14 protein-coding genes are annotated in these 18050 nt (G+C 58.4%); 10 read left to right on the top strand and 4 right to left on the bottom strand.

Annotation, left to right across the window (positions count from 1 at the left end; all coding sequences use genetic code 11):
* The 3 genes from clpX to PMW70_RS00795 all read left to right on the top strand — a co-directional run bounded on the left by clpX (position 1) and on the right by PMW70_RS00795 (position 5981).
* A complete protein-coding gene (clpX, locus tag PMW70_RS00805) occupies positions 1-1407 on the top strand; it encodes an ATP-dependent Clp protease ATP-binding subunit ClpX (protein ID WP_271743596.1) in 1407 nt (468 codons plus the stop codon).
* A 287-nt stretch (positions 1408-1694) separates the two neighbouring features.
* A complete protein-coding gene (locus PMW70_RS00800; protein ID WP_271743595.1) occupies positions 1695-4391 on the top strand; it encodes a valine--tRNA ligase in 2697 nt (898 codons plus the stop codon).
* Positions 4392-4637: 246 nt separating this feature from the next.
* Positions 4638-5981, top strand: a complete 1344-nt coding sequence (locus tag PMW70_RS00795; RefSeq protein WP_271743594.1) for a bifunctional folylpolyglutamate synthase/dihydrofolate synthase — start codon at positions 4638-4640, stop codon at positions 5979-5981.
* 105 nt (positions 5982-6086) lie between these two features.
* Here the strand turns inward: PMW70_RS00795 and PMW70_RS00790 are convergent, their stop codons facing one another.
* The 4 genes from PMW70_RS00790 to PMW70_RS00775 form a co-directional block, all read right to left on the bottom strand.
* Positions 6087-7175, bottom strand: coding sequence for a M24 family metallopeptidase (locus PMW70_RS00790; RefSeq protein ID WP_271743593.1), 1089 nt, complete (start codon positions 7173-7175; stop codon positions 6087-6089).
* A gap of 479 nt (positions 7176-7654) precedes the next feature.
* Positions 7655-8047: a DUF1667 domain-containing protein gene (locus tag PMW70_RS00785; RefSeq protein ID WP_271743592.1), complete on the bottom strand. Its 393-nt coding sequence runs from the start codon at positions 8045-8047 to the stop codon at positions 7655-7657.
* Between the two features lie 3 nt (positions 8048-8050).
* Positions 8051-9406 (bottom strand): NAD(P)/FAD-dependent oxidoreductase, encoded by a 1356-nt coding sequence (locus PMW70_RS00780; protein WP_271743591.1) that lies wholly within the window; start codon positions 9404-9406, stop codon positions 8051-8053.
* A gap of 1 nt (position 9407) precedes the next feature.
* Positions 9408-10862 carry an NAD(P)/FAD-dependent oxidoreductase gene (locus PMW70_RS00775; RefSeq protein WP_271743590.1) on the bottom strand — a complete coding sequence of 485 codons (1455 nt, stop codon included), beginning with the start codon at positions 10860-10862 and terminating at the stop codon, positions 9408-9410.
* Positions 10863-11426: 564 nt separating this feature from the next.
* Between PMW70_RS00775 and PMW70_RS00770 the strand changes: the two genes are divergently transcribed.
* The 7 genes from PMW70_RS00770 (at position 11427) to PMW70_RS00740 (ending at position 18039) form a co-directional block, all read left to right on the top strand.
* Complete coding sequence (locus tag PMW70_RS00770; protein WP_055251579.1) at positions 11427-11858, top strand: double zinc ribbon domain-containing protein; 432 nt, start codon at positions 11427-11429, stop codon at positions 11856-11858.
* A gap of 226 nt (positions 11859-12084) precedes the next feature.
* A complete protein-coding gene (thrS, locus tag PMW70_RS00765; protein ID WP_271743589.1) occupies positions 12085-13848 on the top strand; it encodes a threonine--tRNA ligase in 1764 nt (587 codons plus the stop codon).
* 329 nt (positions 13849-14177) lie between these two features.
* Positions 14178-14768, top strand: a complete 591-nt coding sequence (locus PMW70_RS00760; protein ID WP_271743588.1) for a hypothetical protein — start codon at positions 14178-14180, stop codon at positions 14766-14768.
* A gap of 82 nt (positions 14769-14850) precedes the next feature.
* On the top strand, positions 14851-15552 hold the full coding sequence (locus tag PMW70_RS00755; RefSeq protein ID WP_271743587.1) for a sugar transferase: 702 nt from the start codon (positions 14851-14853) through the stop codon (positions 15550-15552).
* Positions 15553-15556: 4 nt separating this feature from the next.
* Positions 15557-16366: a DUF4422 domain-containing protein gene (locus PMW70_RS00750; protein WP_271743586.1), complete on the top strand. Its 810-nt coding sequence runs from the start codon at positions 15557-15559 to the stop codon at positions 16364-16366.
* A 15-nt stretch (positions 16367-16381) separates the two neighbouring features.
* The gene (locus PMW70_RS00745) at positions 16382-17320 is read left to right on the top strand and encodes a LicD family protein (protein ID WP_271743585.1); all 939 of its coding nucleotides are present in this window, start codon (positions 16382-16384) and stop codon (positions 17318-17320) included.
* Positions 17321-17322: 2 nt separating this feature from the next.
* Positions 17323-18039: an IspD/TarI family cytidylyltransferase gene (locus tag PMW70_RS00740; protein ID WP_271743584.1), complete on the top strand. Its 717-nt coding sequence runs from the start codon at positions 17323-17325 to the stop codon at positions 18037-18039.
* Positions 18040-18050 lie beyond the last annotated feature (11 nt).

Genomic DNA, 18050 nt, shown 5'->3' with positions numbered 1-18050 from the left:
ATGGCAGGAAACATGCAGGACAACTTTGACGAGAACGGCAACCCCATCCGCTGCTCCTTCTGCGGAAAAGAGCAGGGCCAGGTCCGACGCCTCGTAAAGGGCCCGACCAACATCTTTATCTGTGACGAGTGCGTTGCCGCCTGCTCTGAGATCTTGGAGGAGTCGCTGGCTTCGGACTTTATGGACGCTGCCCGCAATGGCAAGCTGCCGGGCTTCCTCAACGACCACGGCCAGGCTGCCGGGCAGCCCGCTGTGGACCCCGAGACCGAGGGCTTTGAGCTCGAGGACGACCGCCAGGTCATCACGCACGTGCCGACGCCGCACGAGATCTATGACGAGCTTTCGGCCTATGTCATGGGTCAGGAGGACGCCAAGCGCGCCATGTCGGTTGCCGTGTACAACCATTACCGCCGTGTGATCGAGGGCGGTGCTGCGCTTTCGGCCTTTGACGACGGTTTGGACTCGCAGCTCGACGACGATATGGACGAGGTGGAGCTCGCCAAGTCCAACATCCTGCTGCTCGGTCCCACCGGCACCGGCAAGACCCTGCTCGCCCAGACGCTCGCGCGCATCCTCGAGGTGCCGTTTGCCATCGCCGACGCCACCGCGCTCACCGAGGCCGGTTACGTGGGCGAGGATGTGGAGAACATCCTGCTCAAGCTCATCAACGCCGCCGATGGCGATATTGAGCGCGCGCAGGTGGGCATCATCTACGTGGACGAGATCGACAAGATCGCCCGCAAGGCCGAGAACCTGTCCATCACTCGCGATGTCTCGGGCGAGGGCGTTCAGCAGGCGCTGCTTAAGATTCTTGAGGGCACGGTGGCAAGTGTTCCGCCCACCGGCGGCCGCAAGCATCCTCAGCAGGAGCTGCTGCAGATCGATACGACCAACATCCTGTTCATCTGCGGCGGTGCCTTTGTGGGCCTGGATAAGATCATCGCCGACCGCGTGGGCAACAAGGGCGTGGGCTTTAACTCCGAGATCGCCGGTCCCACCTCGGTCGACGAGAACGACCTGCTGCGTCAGGTGCTCCCGCAGGACCTCAACGCCTTTGGCATGATCCCCGAGTTCGTGGGTCGTACGCCCGTCGTCACCCAGACGCAGGCGCTCGACGAGGACGACCTGGTGTCGATCCTGACCGAGCCCAAGAACGCCGTCGTGCGCCAGTACCGCAAGATGTTCCAGCTCGAGGACGTCGAGCTTGAGTTTGAGGACGCCGCCCTGCACGAGATCGCCCGCATGGCGCTCGCCCGCAAGACCGGAGCCCGCGGCCTGCGCTCCATCTGCGAGGACGTACTGCAGCAGACGATGTTCGACCTTCCCAGTGAGGAGGGCGTCACCAAGGTCATCGTGACCGAAGCCTCCGTAAAGGGCGAAGAACAACCCCAACGCATCTACGGCTAGACCTGCCTAAAACGTGCTTGCAAATAGCCTCCGACCATCCGCGGTCGGAGGCTATTTTATATATACGCAATAACCCCAACTACCTGTGTTATTCTGTGTGTTTGTTTAAGCCAAAGCGAAGTCAATTCAGACTGAAGTAATCGATACCTAAGGGGAGGAATGTAGGCCCGATTTTCGTAGATTCCGCACGAGCCGAAGACCACTTAATGTGGTCTTCGAGCGAGCCCAGGACCTGACCGAGTGAAAATCGGGCCTACATTCCTCCCCGGCGGGACAGGGAGAGATATATGGAAGAGATGCCCAAGAACTACGATCCGTCGACCAACGAGCCGGCGATCCTGCAGAAGTGGCTCGACGGCGGTTACTATAAGCGCCGTGAGGGCGTGGGCGACTGCACCGTCACCATTCCGCCTCCCAACGTGACCGGCAAGCTCCACATGGGCCACGCTACCGACGACTCCATCCAGGACGCCATCGTCCGTATGGCCCGCATGCGCGGCAAGTCCACGCGCTGGGTGCTCGGTACCGATCACGCCGGTATCGCCACGCAGACTAAGGTCGACAAGAAGCTCAAGAGTGAGGGCATCAGCCGCCTGGAGATTGGTCGCGACAAGTTTGTCGACGCTTGCTGGGACTGGACCCACGAGTACGGCGGCATCATCGTCGAGCAAATCAAGCGCATGGGCTGCTCCGTCGACTTTGACAACGAGCGCTTCACCATGGACGAGGACTACGCCCAGGCCGTGCGTAAGGTGTTCTGCGACTGGTACCACGACGGCTTGATCTATCGCGGCAAGCGCATCGTCAACTGGTGCCCCAACTGCACCACCGCTATCTCGGACGACGAGGCCGAGTACAAGGATGAGAAGGGCCATCTGTGGCACCTGCGCTACCCGCTGACCGAGCCGGTTAACGGCCAGGACTACATCGTCGTCGCCACCACGCGCCCCGAGACCATGCTCGGCGACACGGGCGTCGCCGTTTCCCCGAAGGACCACGAGAAGGCCGCCTTTGTGGGTAAGACCGTCAAGCTCCCCATCGTCGACCGCGAGATCCCCATCTTTGAGGATTGGCACGTCGATGCCAACTTTGGCTCCGGCTTCGTCAAGGTCACCCCGGCCCACGACCCCAACGACTACGCCATGGGTCAGGCCCACGACCTGCCGCAGATCAATATCTTCGACGAGCACGCGGTGGTCGTCGAGGGCTACGGCGAGTTCACCGGCATGAACCGCGACGAGTGCCGCGAGGCCGTCATCAAGTGGTTCGACGAGCACGGTCTGCTCGACCACGTCGAGGAGCATGATCACTCCGTCATGCACTGCTACCGTTGCGACTCCGCCCTGGAGCCGTGGCTGTCGGAGCAGTGGTTCGTCGCCGTCGACAAGCTCAAGGGGCCGGCGCTCGACGCCGTCAACTCCGGCAAGGTCACCTTCCACCCCGCGCGCTGGACGCAGACCTACACCACCTGGATGGAGAACCTCAAGGATTGGTGCATCTCGCGCCAGCTGTGGTGGGGCCATCGCATCCCCGTGTTCTACTGCGAGGACTGCGGCTGGGAGGACGCCCTGACCGAGGACACCGACGTGTGCCCTAAGTGCGGAGGCCATCACGTGCATCAGGACGAGAACGTGCTGGACACCTGGTTCAGCTCGCAGCTGTGGACCTTCGCCACGCAGGGCTGGCCGCAAAAGCCGGAGCTGCTCGAGGGCCATCATCCCACGACGGCGCTCGTCACCGCGCGCGACATCATCGCGCTGTGGGTCGCCCGCATGGTCATGAGCTCGCTGTACTTCCTGGACGAGGTGCCGTTTAAGGACGTCGTCATCTACCCGACGATCCTTGCCAAGGACGGCAGCCGCATGTCCAAGTCCAAGGGCAACGGCGTTGACCCCATGGACCTCATTGGCATGTACGGTGCCGACGCTATGCGCTACAACCTGCTGACGCTCTGCACCAACAACCAGGATGTTAAGTTCGACGCGAACATCGACAAGAAGACCAAGAAGCTCATCGACAGCCCGCGTACCGACCAGGCCAAGTCGTTTGTGACCAAGATCTGGAACGCCAGCCGCTTTTTGCTTATGAACATGGAGGGCTACACGCCCGGCGAGCCCGTCGTGGAGACGCCGGCCGACGCCTGGATGTTCAGCCGCCTGGCCAAGGCCGTCAAGATGGTCACCGAGGGTATTGAGAACTACACCTTTGGCGATATGGCCCGCGGCGTGCAGCAGTTCTTCTGGAACGAGGTCTGCGACTGGTACGTCGAGGTCACCAAGGCCCGTCTGAAGGGCGAGGGCCGTCTGCAGGCGCAGCGCAACCTGATCTTTGTGCTCGACACCTCCATTCGCCTGATGCACCCGCTTATGCCGTTTGTCACCGAGGAGATCTGGGACAACATGCCGGCGAGCGTGCTCGACCTGGACGCCGAGGGCAACGTGAACCGCGCCGAGGCGCTCATGATCGCCAAGTGGCCCGAGCCCGCCGACTACGACAAGTATGTTGACGAGGACGCCGAGCGCGCGTTTGAGCTGTGCCGTACCGTCGTGTCTGCCGCTCGCGCCACGCGTTCGCGTTATCGCTTGAGCCCCAAGGCCGAGCTCGACGTGGTCGTGCGCGCCGGCGCCGAGGACATCGAGAAGCTCGAGAGCCTGCGTTCGACCATCGAGCCGCTGACGAACACCGCTTCGCTGGTCATGGGTACCGACGTCGAGAAGCCGGCTGCGAGCATCGCCGTGGTCGATAGCGGTGTCGAGGTCTTTGTGGTGCTCGAGGGCAAGGTTGATCTTTCGGCCGAGAAGGCGCGCCTGGAGAAGGAGATCGCCGCTGCGCAGAAGGAGCTCGCCGGCTGCGAGAAGACCCTTGCTAACGAGGGCTTTGTGGCTAAGGCCGCGCCTGCGGTGGTCCAGAAGAAGAGGGACCGTGCAGCTGAGCTCAAGGAGATCCTGGCGGCGCTGACTGCCCAGGTTGCAGACTTCTCGTAAGGTTTACTCGGGGGCGCGTCCCGATGCTTTGCTCTCCGCTGCGGACACCTATTCCGCCGTTCTAACGAACGGCGGCTGACTCGACGCTGCAAACGCCTCTGATGGCCAATCTGCCGTTCAACTTCGGGCGCATGGGCATAAGCCCTATGCGCCCTTGTTTCACGGCACCTTGGCTCATCAGAGGCGTTTTCGCTGACTATCCTCAACCTATACTGTTTTATTTTTCTATGAATGGCGGTTCTAAAAATGCCTAAGCGTTCCGGCTTGTATACCGTTCCTTTTGAGTTTGATTTGCTTTCGTTTGATGAGGCTGTTGGGCTGGCTGCTGATACGGGGCGGATTTCCGGGGATGCTGGTCCTTTGCTCGAGACGGTTGTCGATATGCTCGATGAGCTCGGGCGTCCAGATGAGTATTTCGATTGCATTCAGGTTGCCGGTACTAATGGCAAGACTTCGACCACGCGTTTTTCGGCTGCCATCCTTCGTGGTGAGGGGTTAAAGACCGCACTGTATACGTCGCCGCAGCTGGTGCGTTATCCCGAGCGCATGGAGGTTGACGGTTGCGTTGTGAGCGATGAGGCGTTTGCCCGTGGCGTTTCTGCCGCTGTTGAGGCGGGACATCGAGTGAATGCCCGTCGTGTGGCGGCGGGGGAGCGCGCCTATTCCATCACGCCGTTTGACCTGCTGACGGCTGCTGCACTTGCAGTGTTTGCCGAGGCCGCGGTGGATGTCGCCGTGCTCGAGGTTGGCATGGGCGGACGCTGGGATGCTACGAGCGCGACCGATCCCGTCGCCGTTGCCATCACCGGCATCGGGCTCGACCACACACGAATTTTGGGCGATACGCTCGAGGCCATTGCGGGGGAGAAGGCTGCGGTTATTAAGCCTGGGCGCCTGGTTGTTTTGGGCGAGGGCACGCATGAGGCGAGTGTTCAGCGCGTGATGGATGCGCGTTGTCGCGAGTGCGGCATTGTGCCGCTGGTGGTGAACCATGCCACGACCAAGGTGCCGGAGCACGTGGGAGATACCGTGGAGTTTAGCTGTACTACGCCGCGTGCCATCTATACGTCGAGCATGGTTAAGCCGGCGTATCAGCCGCAGAATGCTGCGTGCGCGATTATGCTGTGCGAGGGGTATCTGGGTCGCGAGCTCGATCATGACAAGCTCGATGCGTCGCTTATGGGCTGTCCCACGCCGGGTCGCTTTGATGTGCTGGGAACCGATCCGCTCAAGCTGATCGACGCCTGCCATAACCCTCAGAGCTGCGAGAACTTTGTGAGCGCGCTGGACGAGATCGATCCGTGCGTGGAGAATCGCCCCACGCTGCTGTGCGCTGCGCTGGCCGACAAGGACGTGGCAGGCATCGTTGACGTACTGATCCCGGCCTTCCCGCGCGTGGTTGTGACCCAGACCGATTCCGACCGCGCCTTGTCGGCAGAGGAGCTTGCCGCACTTGTGGACGCCGACAAGCTCGCGGGCGTGTATCCGAGCGTGTCCGAGGCCCTCGCTGCCTTCGATGCCGCGGGCGAGCCCTTCGTAGCAGCCGGTACCATCACCCTAGCCGGCGAAGTAGCGGGGCTGCTCCGTTAACCCATCCCCTCATCAGTTGCGGTGAAATAGTTCCTGTTTTTGGGTTCTAGCAGCCCATCCAGGAACTATTCCACCGCAACTTAGTTTGGGGGCTTGGGGACCAGGCTAGTCTAGGCTGACTGGGTCGTGGGGGTAGGCGTTGAGGATCTCGACGCCGGACTCGGTAACCAGGCACAGGTCCTCGATGCGGACGCCGGTGCGGCCGGGGAGGTAGATGCCCGGCTCGATAGAGAACGTCATGCCCGGCTCTACGACCTGCTCGTTGACAAGGGAAACGTCGCCCGGCTCGTGGTCCTGCAGGCCGATCGAGTGGCCCAGGCGATGCGTGAAGTACTTGCCGTAGCCAGCGTCCTCAATCACGTCGCGCGCGGCACGGTCCAGATCGCACATGCGCACGCCCGGCGCGATGAGCGCCTCGGCGGCCTCGTTGGCGCGGCGCACGATATCGTAGATGCGCTCCGTCTCCTCGTCCGGCTCGCCCCAAAAGAATGAACGCGTCATGTCCGAGCAGTAGTTGCAGCGGCGTCCGCCAATGTCGAACAGCACCACGTCGCCACGCTTGAGTACGGTGTCGTCGGGCTCGTGATGCGGATCGCCGGCGTTGGCGCCAAAGCTCACGATGGGCGGAAAGCTAAAGCCCTCGCAGTCGTGCTTGCGGTACAGGCCGAGCATCTGGTCGGCAATTTCGCGCTCCGTTACGCCCTCGTGAACGAGCTTGATGGCGTCGACCATCACGGCGTCGTTGGCGGCCGAGGACATGCGCATGAGCTCCTGCTCGGCGGCATCCTTGTGGGTGCGTGAAGCGGTGACGGCAAAATCGCCTAGGAAAAACTCGCTCGCGGTATGGCGCTCCATAAGGGGCATCAAAAAGCCGGAACGCATGACGGTGTCGATGCCAAGCGGCTTGGTCGGATCGACCTCGCGAGCGATAGCGTCTGTCACGACTTCGGTGTCGGTGTGATAGGCGACGCGGGCATTGTCATACTCGGGCAGCTGATGCAGCGCGTTGACCAAGATCACGGGCTCGTCATCGCGCGCGAGCAGCACGCCGCAAAAACGCTCGAACATATCGGCATAAAAGCCGGTCAGGTAATAAATCGACCACGGGTCGTTTACGAGCAGCTGCGCGCCGGGGTGCTGAGCCTCGAGCGCATCGAGCACGCGCGCCACACGCTGGTCATCGACATGTGCCATGAAACATCCTTTCGCTAGGGTGCCACCATGGTATCCCAAGCCCGGCAGATAGGGACGTTCCTTTTATGCCGGCACTTCGGGACACTCCTTGGCATAGTCGGCCCGGCAAGCATGCAGACAAAAGGAGTCATAAGAGGCCCGTCCCAAATGGGCTGGTTTCAAAAGTATGGCGGATTACGGGGCTGGACCTGTATTACTTGAACATGGGAAAAATTGCGAAATTAAAACCGCAGGTAGACGGCGTATCACAAATCGAAAAATGCCGGTATGGATGGGGGTCTCCGAATCAGCCCCGTAATCCGGCATAGTTTTGAAATGGCACTAAAGTAGGCATAATCTAAATATCGATCCCAAGGCAAGTTGCAGTGGAATAGTTCCTGGATGCCGGGGTTTTGGCGGAAATCAGGAACTATTTCACCGCAATTGAGGAGGGGCGGGGTGGATGGCGGGGTAGCTAAAAGAGCCCCGTCCCAAATTAGCTACTCTACGTCCATGCTGGCGATGAGGTCGATGCCCGTGTTCAGGAGGTTGGGGAGGACTACATCGCTCATGCGGATGGGGGCCTCGACGACGAGGCCGCGGATGAGGTCCATGGCCTGGGCGTGGAGTGCCAGCGGGATGGCTTCGGCCGTGCGCACAGGCAGCAGCGCCACGTCGCCGCCGGATACGGTCACGGTGGTGGTGAGCACGCGCATGGGGCAGGTGAGCTCCTGATGTGCGAACTTATCGCCGCGCGGGCAGTTGTTGCCGGTTACGGAGCGCGCTTCTACCACGGCGCCATTGGCGTCGCGCTCCACCTCTACGGTTAGGAGGCACTCGGATGGGCAGGTTGTGCAGTTGAACTGCAGCGTTTCGATCACGGTGTCGCTCATAGTTTATGCCTCCTCGACGGGGTCGACGGATAGGACAATCTCGCTGGCACCCAGGTCGAGCGCCTGCTTGATGACCTTTGCCGGCAGTGGGAAGCTTTCCATAACGCTCGGCTTAAACGCGCGGACCTTGCCGGCAAACAGTTCCTCGTCGCCTGCCAGAATGCGCACGCGGGCGGCGTCGACGGGTCGGCTTACGCGGAAGTTGAGCTTGGTGAGCGCCACGGCCGTAATGCGTCCCGGCAGCGCGTAGCCCGCGATGCCGGCAGGGGAGACCGTGAGCTCGCAGCTCGTGCCCGCAGCGCTCGCCCCGGCGTCGCCGCCCAACGCCCACGCCGCCGCAGCCGCACCGGCGCGCTCGGACTCGGTCGTCACGTTGTCGGCCAGGTCGTGCACGTGCAGCACGTTGCCACAGGCAAAGATGCCCGGCACGCCCGTCTGCAAGCTCTGGTCCACCACGGCGCCGCGCGTGCGCGGGTCAAGCTCCACGCCTGCGGCAACCGAAAGCTCGTTCTCGGGAATCAATCCCACCGAAAGCAGCAGCGTGTCGCACGGAACAATGCGCTCGGTCCCCGGAATGGGTGCCAGGTGCTCGTCGACCTGGCTTACCTCGACGGCCTCCACACGGTCGTGCCCGATCACGCGCGTGACGGTGGTGGACAGGTGCAGCGGAATGCCAAAGTCGTCTAGGCAGTTCTTGACGTTGCGGCGCAGTCCGTTGGCGTACGGCATGAGCTCGTACACGCCCTCGACCGAAATCCCCTCGAGCGTGCAGCGGCGCGCCATGATAAGCCCGATGTCGCCCGAGCCCAAAATGACGGCGCGCGAGCCGGGTTTAAGGTTTTCGATATTGATGTATCGCTGCGCCAGGCCCGCCGTAAACACACCGGCGGGACGACTGCCGGGGATCTTGATCTCGCTGCGGGTGCGCTCACGGCAACCCATGGCAAGGACGACCGCGCGCCCGGTGAGCTGCAACATGCCGGCAGGGTTCATGAGCGTGACGGTATGGACCTCGGTGTCTTCCGCAGGCTCGCCTGAATCAATCCCAAGCACCATGCTGTTGAGGAACAGCGCAATGTCGGTTGCGTGCACCTGGTCGATAAAGCGCTGCGCGTACTCGGGACCGGTGAGCTCCTGTTTAAAGTGCGACAGGCCAAAGCCGGGGTGGATGCACTGGCGGAGGATTCCGCCCAGGTGCTGCTCGCGCTCCACGATGGCCACGCGCGCTCCGGCCTTATGCGCGGCCAGCGCGGCCGCCATGCCGGCGGGGCCGCCGCCGATAACGACCACGTCGAAGGCTTGCGTTTGTACGGCTTCTACGACGCCGCAATCAATCGCGCTCGATTTGAATTTCGCCATCCTAGCGCACCCCCTTCAAAGGTCCCTCGACCAGCCAGGAGCCGGCGTCCTCCAGTAATACCTCGCTGGGGTCGCAGTCCAGCTCTCGGGCAAGAATCGCCACCACACGGCTCTGGCAAAAACCGCTCTGGCACCGACCCATGCCGGCACGACAGCGGCGCTTGACGCCCTCGACCGAAACCGCGCCCGGGCGGCGCCGAATCGCGGCCACAATCTCGGCCTCGGGCACCGTCTCGCAGCGGCAGACAATCTGTCCCCACGCGGGATCGGACTCGATCAGCTCCTCCTTACGCGCCAGCGGTGCGCGGTCAAAGTCGTCCGGCTCGCGGCGAATTGGGTTCCAGTCCGTCCGCTCGTGCAGCTCCACGCCCGCCTCACGCATCACAAGCTCCATGCGCTCGGCAATGGCCGGCGCGCTCGCCACGCCCGGCGACTGAATGCCCGCCGCCTGGAAAAGCCTTGGCACCACGGCCGACTGCCCAATAAAGAAGTCGTTCGTCCCCTGAATGACCGGACGCCCGCCGGCAAACGCGCGCACCACGCGGCGCGTGTCCAGGTCGGGCACCAGCTTGCGCGCGCCGGTCAGCAGCGCGTTCACATCGCTCGCATAGGTCTGCGTGTCGCCCGGCTCGCGCACAGCAGCCGTGGCGGTGATCACGGTGTTGCCATGCACGGTGCCTGTCACGATAACGCCCTTCGACACCGGCGTCGGCACGGGGTAGAGCGGCATGAGCGTGCGCGGTTCCTTGTCCAGCACCACGATGTTGCCCTGGCGCCAGACCATCTGGAACTCCTCGGCGCCCGCCATATGCGAGATGTCGGCGGCGCCGTTGCCCGCGGCGTTGATCAGGTAACGGCAGCGCACGTTGCCAGCGGGGGTCGCCAGCGTAAAGCGCGCGTCGTCGACCGAGCCCGCGACTTCAATCGCCTCCACGGGTGCGGAGCGCATAAACGTCACCCCGTTGGCCACGGCGTTCTCCAGTGCGGCGATGGCAACCTCAAACGGGTCGACAAACCCAGTCGAGGGACACCACAACGCGCACGTTGCATCGGCACTGGCGCGTGGCTCTAATTCGTGGATGCGGTCGGGTCCGACGATCGACAGCTCGGGCACACCGTTGACATGGCCGTTGCTGCGCAGCTGCTCCAGATGCGCACGGTCCTCGTCGTTAAAGCCCAGCACCATCGAACCGGTGCGGCAGAACAGAAAGCCCAGCTCCTGCGCCCACGTACCGTACAACTCGCAGCCGCGGGCGTTGACCTGCGCCTTAACCGTGCCCGGCGCCGGATCGTAACCGGCGTGCACCAGGCCGCCGTTGGCCTTCGACGCCCCAAACGCGATGTCGTTGGCCGCCTCGACTACGCAAATGGACAGGTCATATCGCGCGAGCTGCCGCGCGATGGCGCATCCGGTGATGCCCGCGCCGACAATCGCGATATCAAACGTTTCGCTCACGGTGCCTCCCAGACGAGTTGACAGGCTGTCAATAATACTATCCTACGGTCTATACATCCCCAGCGCGGCGGCAATGCGGCGAACAGCCCCGCAACACCCGCCAACGGCAGGAGAGGGGAGACTCAGTAACGTCGATAACCTCGTCTGCTACCTTCGATGCCGGAGATTTGTCTCGATCTGTAACATCTGGGACTGTTTTTGCTGAGCAACTGTTACAGATTGAGACATTCGGTCTGGAGTTTTTTCTTTGTCTCGATCTGTAACAGTTAGCTGATGATTTGGGTTCTAGATGTTACAGATCGAGACAAACCTTCCGGCGGATTTTGAATGTCTCGATCTGTAACAGTAAGAGGGGTTTTGGGGCCCAAGATGTTACAGATCGAGATTGAAGTCGGGGAGGGGCCCTGTGTCTCAATCTGTAACACCTAGACCCGGATTTCGCCTCCACCTGTTACAGATTGAGATGTTTGTGTCCGCGCCAGCCCCGCCCCTAGCCGTGGTCCCATATAAACAAACCCCGTGGTAAACTTGACCGGACTGTTAATATTCCGAAAGGTACCCGTAATGTCCAAGTACATCTCCGAGCTCATGTCGCCGCAGCTTATGGGCGTCGTCTATGCCTTCGTTGGCTTTATCATCGCCCTGTATGTGCTGTCGGTCGTCTATGTGTTCATCGACGCTCGCCGCCGCGGCGCCAGCGCCTACGTGGCATGGGGCATCATCGCCCTCATCCCGTTTGTGGGTCTCATCGCCTACCTGGTCCTGCGTCCGCACTCCTATGCGTCTGACCGCGAGGAGCAGGAGCTGGACATGGCCTTGCGCGAGCGCCAGCTTGCCCAGTACGGCACCTGCCCGCAGTGCGGCGCGCCCATCGAGAAGGACTTCGTCGTCTGCCCGGTGTGCGATACCCAGGTTCGTAACGTCTGCCCCAGCTGCCATCGCCCGCTCGATGCGCACTGGAAAGTCTGCCCCTACTGCCGAACTCGCATCCAGTAACGCATCCATCGCCGGGCCGGACGCAAGCCACGGGCACGCCGCAAGCCACGCGCGCCCCACACCCCGCGCCCACACGATGAAGCATGCGTAGAAAATCGCCCGCCGTGCCATTTAGGTGCGGCGGGCGCTTGTATACCAAGGCAACCTGCCTATAATGATGCAAGTCAAAAACGCCGAGCGCATCGCACGCACTTGCATCAGGCATCCGAGAGGAGAAAACATACCCATGAAGGCACTCTACAATGACGGTTCGGTGGCCGAGCTCCCGCAGGACGAGGTCACGCACGTCATCCGCCACTCTGCCGCGCACATCATGGCGCAGGCCATCAAGCGTCTGTACCCCCAGGCCGACTTTGCCTACGGCCCCGCGACCGACAACGGCTTCTACTACGACGTCGACCTGCCCGAGGGCGTCAAGATCAGCGAGGACGACTTCCCCGCGATTGAGGCCGAAATGAAGAAGATTGTCAAGGAGAACCTCAGGTTCACCGTCTTTGAGAAGCCCCGCGCCGAGGCCATCGCCCTTATGGAGGAGCGCGGCGAGAAGTACAAGGTCGAGCACATCGGCGACCTGGACGACGACGCCCGTATCACCTTCTACCAGCAGGGCGACTACATCGACATGTGCGTCGGCCCCCACATCTGCTACACCAAGGCGCTCAAGGCCTTTAAGCTCACCGGCGTCTCGGGCGCTTACTGGAAGGGCGACAAGGACAACAAGATGCTCACCCGCATCAACGGCGTCGCCTTTGCCACCAAGGAGGAGCTCGACGAGCACATGCACATGCTGGAGGAGGCCAAGAAGCGCGACCACCGTAAGATTGGCCGCGAGATGGACCTCTTTATGATGCGCGACGAGGCTCCCGGCTTCCCGTTCTTCCTGCCCAACGGCATGATCCTTAAGAACACGCTGCTGGACTACTGGCGCGAGATCCACCACAAGGCCGGCTACGTGGAGATCTCCACGCCGCTCATCATGAACAAGCAGCTGTGGAAGACCTCGGGCCACTGGGACCACTACAAGGACAACATGTACTCCACCGTCATCGACGACGAAGAGTACTGCATTAAGCCCATGAACTGCCCGGGCGGCGTGCTGGTGTACGCCTCCAAGCCGCACTCCTATCGCGAGCTGCCCATCCGCGCCGGCGAGATTGGCCTGGTACACCGCCACGAGCTGCGCGGCGCCCTGCACGGCCTGTTCCGCGTGCGCTGCTTTAACCAGGACGACGCTCACCTGTTTGTGCGTCCCGACCAGCTGACCGACGAGATCGTGGGTGTGGTCAATCTGATCGACTCCGTGTATCAGAAGTTTGGCTTTAAGTACCACGTTGAGCTTTCCACCCGCCCCGAGGACTCCATGGGTTCGGATGAGGACTGGGCTCGCGCCGAGGAGGGCCTGCGCACCGCTCTGGAGAAGCTGGGCATGGACTACGAGGTCAACGAGGGCGACGGCGCCTTCTACGGCCCCAAGATCGACTTCCATCTGGAGGACTCGCTCGGCCGCACCTGGCAGTGCGGTACCGTCCAGCTCGACTTCCAGATGCCGCTCAACTTTGATCTGGAGTACGTGGACGCCGACGGCACCAAGAAGCGCCCCATCATGCTGCACCGCGTATGCTTTGGCTCCATCGAGCGCTTCATTGGTATTCTGATTGAGCACTTTGCGGGCAAGTTCCCCACCTGGCTGGCCCCCGTGCAGGTCAAGGCGCTTCCCGTCTCTGAGAAGAGCCGCGACTATGCCCACGAGGTGTGCGCCAAGCTGGAGGAGGCCGGCATTCGCGTGGTCTGCGACGACCGCGACGAGAAGATCGGCTACAAGATCCGCGAGGCCCGCAGCATCGACCGCGTGCCCTACATGCTCATCTTGGGCGAGAAGGAGGTCGAGGCCGGCAACATCTCCGTCCGCGATCGCTCCAACGAGACCGTTCAGATGAGCGTCGACGAGTTTGTTGCGAAGGTGACCGAGGAGATCAAGACCCGCGCCTAAGGCAAGCTGCACAACAATTAACATAGGCGACCGTCCACAAAGGGCGGTCGCCTTTTTTTCATGCCGAATTAAGAAAAGCCGCTGGTTGAGCGGCTTTTTTTGTTGCACAAAAAGGTACAGGTTTTTATAGAGGGGTATGGAGATGTACCTACTAGCAGTACATTTTGCGTAATCTGGGCAAACGCTGATTAATTGCTCGTATAATGTCGTCTGTCGAAAGATACAAAAACCTGTACTTTTGCGACTGCGCCTAGCTGCGAGCGAGAAGCCTGTTCTAAACGCCCCTGCATTTGCGTGCATCGCAAAGCCAAGAGGAGGGGGGCGAGAACATGGAGCAGACGGCACGGCGCCAAGGGCAGCTGCCGGGCGCATTTAACGGCGCCACCACCATCAGCCAGCATGACCGCGTCCGCTGGTATCTGGTTTACACCCCCAACGGCAAAGAGCGCGAGACCTGCGAAAAGGTCCGCCGCATTATCCCGCACGAGCTGATGCAGAACGCTTTTGTGATGCAAAAGGAGTTCTGGTTTAAGCGGGACGGTGCATGGTCGCTCCAAACCAAACCCATGTACAAGGAATATTTCTTCGTCGCCACGCACGATGCCGCCTCGCTCGATAGGGCTTTGGCCCAGTTGAGCTTTGGCTGTCGCATCGCCGGCAGTAGGGAGCGGGCGTACATGCCCATGCCGGACGATGCGCAGGATTGGTATTGCAGCGTGCTCGACGACGACGGCGTGGTACGCAACAGCGTTGCGCGCATAGAAGACGGCGTGTTGCACATAGAACAGGGGCCCTTGGTGGGGCAAGAGGCCCGCGTAAAGAAGATCGACCGTCATAAGCGCTGGTGCCTGGTAGACGTGGGCGAGGGTGACTCCACATTTAGGGAGCTGCTGCCGCTCGACGTTCCCAGCAAAACGTAAGGGAGACGTTGCGCCAGCTATTCGTTCGCATTTTGGATTCATAGACGGGGGGGGTCCCGGGGACAGGGACGTAAGTTTTATTGTGGCTGCTAAAGAAGTAACAGAGAGCTGTGTATCTGTGGGGGATGCACTGGCTATTAAAGAGATTAAACCGAGCGGTACGCTTGGCTACCGCTTTATTAAGAGACTGTTTGACCTTGTATTCAGTCTTTTGATGAGCGTGCTGCTGCTTATCCCTATCGCCATCGTGTGTGCGCTCATTAGCCTTGAATCGCCTGGCAGTCCTATGTATACGCAAGAGCGCGTTGGTAAGGGCGGAAAGACAATCAGGATTTTTAAGCTTCGCAGTATGGTCGCCGATGCGGGTGATGTGCAGAAGTATTTGAGTCCTGAGCAGCTGCATCAGTGGGAAGTCGAGCGCAAGGTTGACGACGACCCCCGCATTACCAAGATTGGTCAATTCATTCGTAAATGCTCCATCGATGAGATGCCTCAGTTTCTCAATGTGCTGAACGGCGATCTTTCAGTCATTGGCCCCCGTCCCATTACAAGGGATGAGCTTGAGCAGCATTTTTCGGATGAAGAAAAGGCTGAGCTGCTCTCAGTTCAGCCTGGAATTACTGGACTTTGGCAAGCGACTGATCGCAATGAAGCGACCTTTGAGAGTGGTCTGAGGCAAAAGATAGAACTTCGCTACGTTCAGAATCGCTGCTTCCGTATGGACTGGAAATGCTTAGCTGGCACTTTTGGTGCCATGTTTGGAAAACGTAAAAGTGGAAGGTAGACAATTGTCTTCACAGAAGGATATTACGGTTGCTGTTGCAGCTCATAAGCCGTATTGCATGCCGAATGATAAGTGTTATCTCCCCCTTCACGTTGGGGCAGATTTACATCCGGAAGTTTGTTTGGACATGCAGCAGGATAACCTGGGGGATAATATCTCTCAAAAAAACGCTTCTTATTCTGAGCTTACTGGGATGTACTGGCTTTGGAAGAATTGCAGTTCCTTTTATAAGGGCTTGGTACACTACAGACGGCATTTTAAAACCATTGATTCGTCAAAGGCAAAATCCAAAAATCCTTTTGATCTAATTGCGGGTAGCGAGGATTTTAAGGAAGTATTTGACTCAACAAATTCACAGGTAATCGTTCCCAAGGCTCGCAACTATTATATCGATACCGTTGAGGCGCACTATCGTCATACTCTTCCGGGTGAACAGCTAGATGCAACGCGAGCGGCACTTAATTATTATTGCCCCAAATATATTCCCGCCTTCGAACGTGAAATGTCTGGCACCAAAGCTCATATGTTTAATATGTTCGTTGCTGAAGGTGTTGTGTTTAACGCTTATTGCGAGTGGCTCTTCTTTGTGCTCGAGAAAATAGAAAGATCTTTGGATTCAACAGAATACGATGCGTTTAATGCTCGATGGCCTGGTCGCATCAGCGAGATGTTACTAGATACCTGGTTGTCGACAAATGACATCAAGTTGGCAGAAATGCCTACCATCAGCCCGGAACCAGTTGACTGGATTGCTAAGGGTAGCGGTTTTTTGGCAGCCAAGTTTTTTGGCAAAAAATATAAACGTAGTTTTTAGGTCGGATAATTAACAATGGGTTTATCAACTTTTGAATTGTTTAAACATATAAAGAACAAAAGCTCAACAATCGAGTTGACGGGAGATTCACTCTGCTCGCTTCAAAATGTTCTTAAAATGATGCTTCAAGATTTTCAGGTTGCTGCAAATAAAGCTGAAGCTCGATGGACCTTAAGTGGCGGCACCTGCCTTGGGTCTCTTCGCCATCATGGATTTATTCCATGGGACGATGATATTGACATTAATTTGATTCATGATGATTTGACAAAGTTTGTTGATGCCATCAATTCTTTATTCCCAGGTAAATACACCATTCAAATTCCTGGTTTGACCGATGGTTATGATTTGGGCTTTGCGAGAATGCGTCTTAACGGAACCATTGTCCGAAACAGAGATGATATCGGTCTTCCTAGTTCGAGTTGTGGTGCTTATATCGATATTTTTCTACTCGAAAGTGTTCCAGATAATTTTATTTGCCGCGGAATTCATGGCTTTATATCTATGGCTCTGGGGTTCTGCTATTCGTGTCGTCGCTTTGAGGCGCATGCAGATTTATATAACTCTTTGGTTGCCGGCAACGAATCTGCCTTAAAAGTCTTTAAGCGTAAGGAAATGATCGGGAAGTTGTTTTCTTTCTACACCCCTGAAAAATGGGTGGCGCTTTGGAATCGATGGAATTCCAAGTATCGCAATAGTAGCAGTAAGTACATTTCAATACCGACTGGACGCAAACACTATTTTGGTGAGCTATATAGTCGCGATGCATTTTTTCCAACAGAGCCGGGTGAGTTTGAAGGACTTCTGCTTCCAGTGCCCAATGATTTCAAGGTTTATATGGAAGCGCTTTATGGGCCCGATTACATGACGCCACCGCCATTAGAGGACCGAGAAGTACATGTTGTCTATGAGTTTGATTTAGGAAAGTACTCAAATATCGAGAGTGAGGATTTGTAAAAATGAACGTTGCAATTGTAATCGCCGGCGGCGTCGGTTCTCGTATGGGCCAGCAAATCCCCAAACAGTTTATTAATGTGCGCGATAAGCCTGTTTTAATATATACACTTGAGGCATTCCAGGCGCATCCGCAGGTCGAGGCTATTGAAGTTGTTTGTATCGATGGCTGGGAAGACATTCTCAAAGCATATGCAAAGCAGTTTGGTATTTCTAAATTAAAATGGGTTGTTAAAGGTGGAAAGACTGGTCAAGAGTCTATTCGCAATGGCGTATATGGGCTCGAGGGAATTCTGTCTAATGATGACATTGCTATTATTCACGATGGCGTGAGACCGATGTTGGATTCGGACGTGATTACCGACGTGATTCGTGTTTGCCAAAAATATGGTAATGCTGTTACAAGCTTGCCTTATAACGAACAAATATTTGTTGTTAATCAAGACGATGAATCAACTACCGACAAATTTATTCCGAGAGAGACTCTTCGTCGTGTTTCTACTCCGCAGGCATATCGCTACGGGAATTTATTGAAATCCTATAAGAAGGCTTTTGCTGAGGGTATTGGTATTTACGGTTCGCATTACACCAATACGATGATGGTTGAGCTTGGCGAAACTCTACATTTTGCTGCTGGATCGGATAAGAATATTAAGCTAACTACCCCTGAGAACCTTGACACTTTCCGCGCTTATTTAGCCACTTCAGGATGTAGGGATTAAAAGCAGGGTAT

The organism is Collinsella aerofaciens (assembly GCF_028209625.1).
Classification (GTDB): Bacteria; Actinomycetota; Coriobacteriia; order Coriobacteriales; family Coriobacteriaceae; genus Collinsella; species Collinsella aerofaciens_AM.
This window is presented reverse-complemented; position numbering and strand designations above follow the sequence as displayed.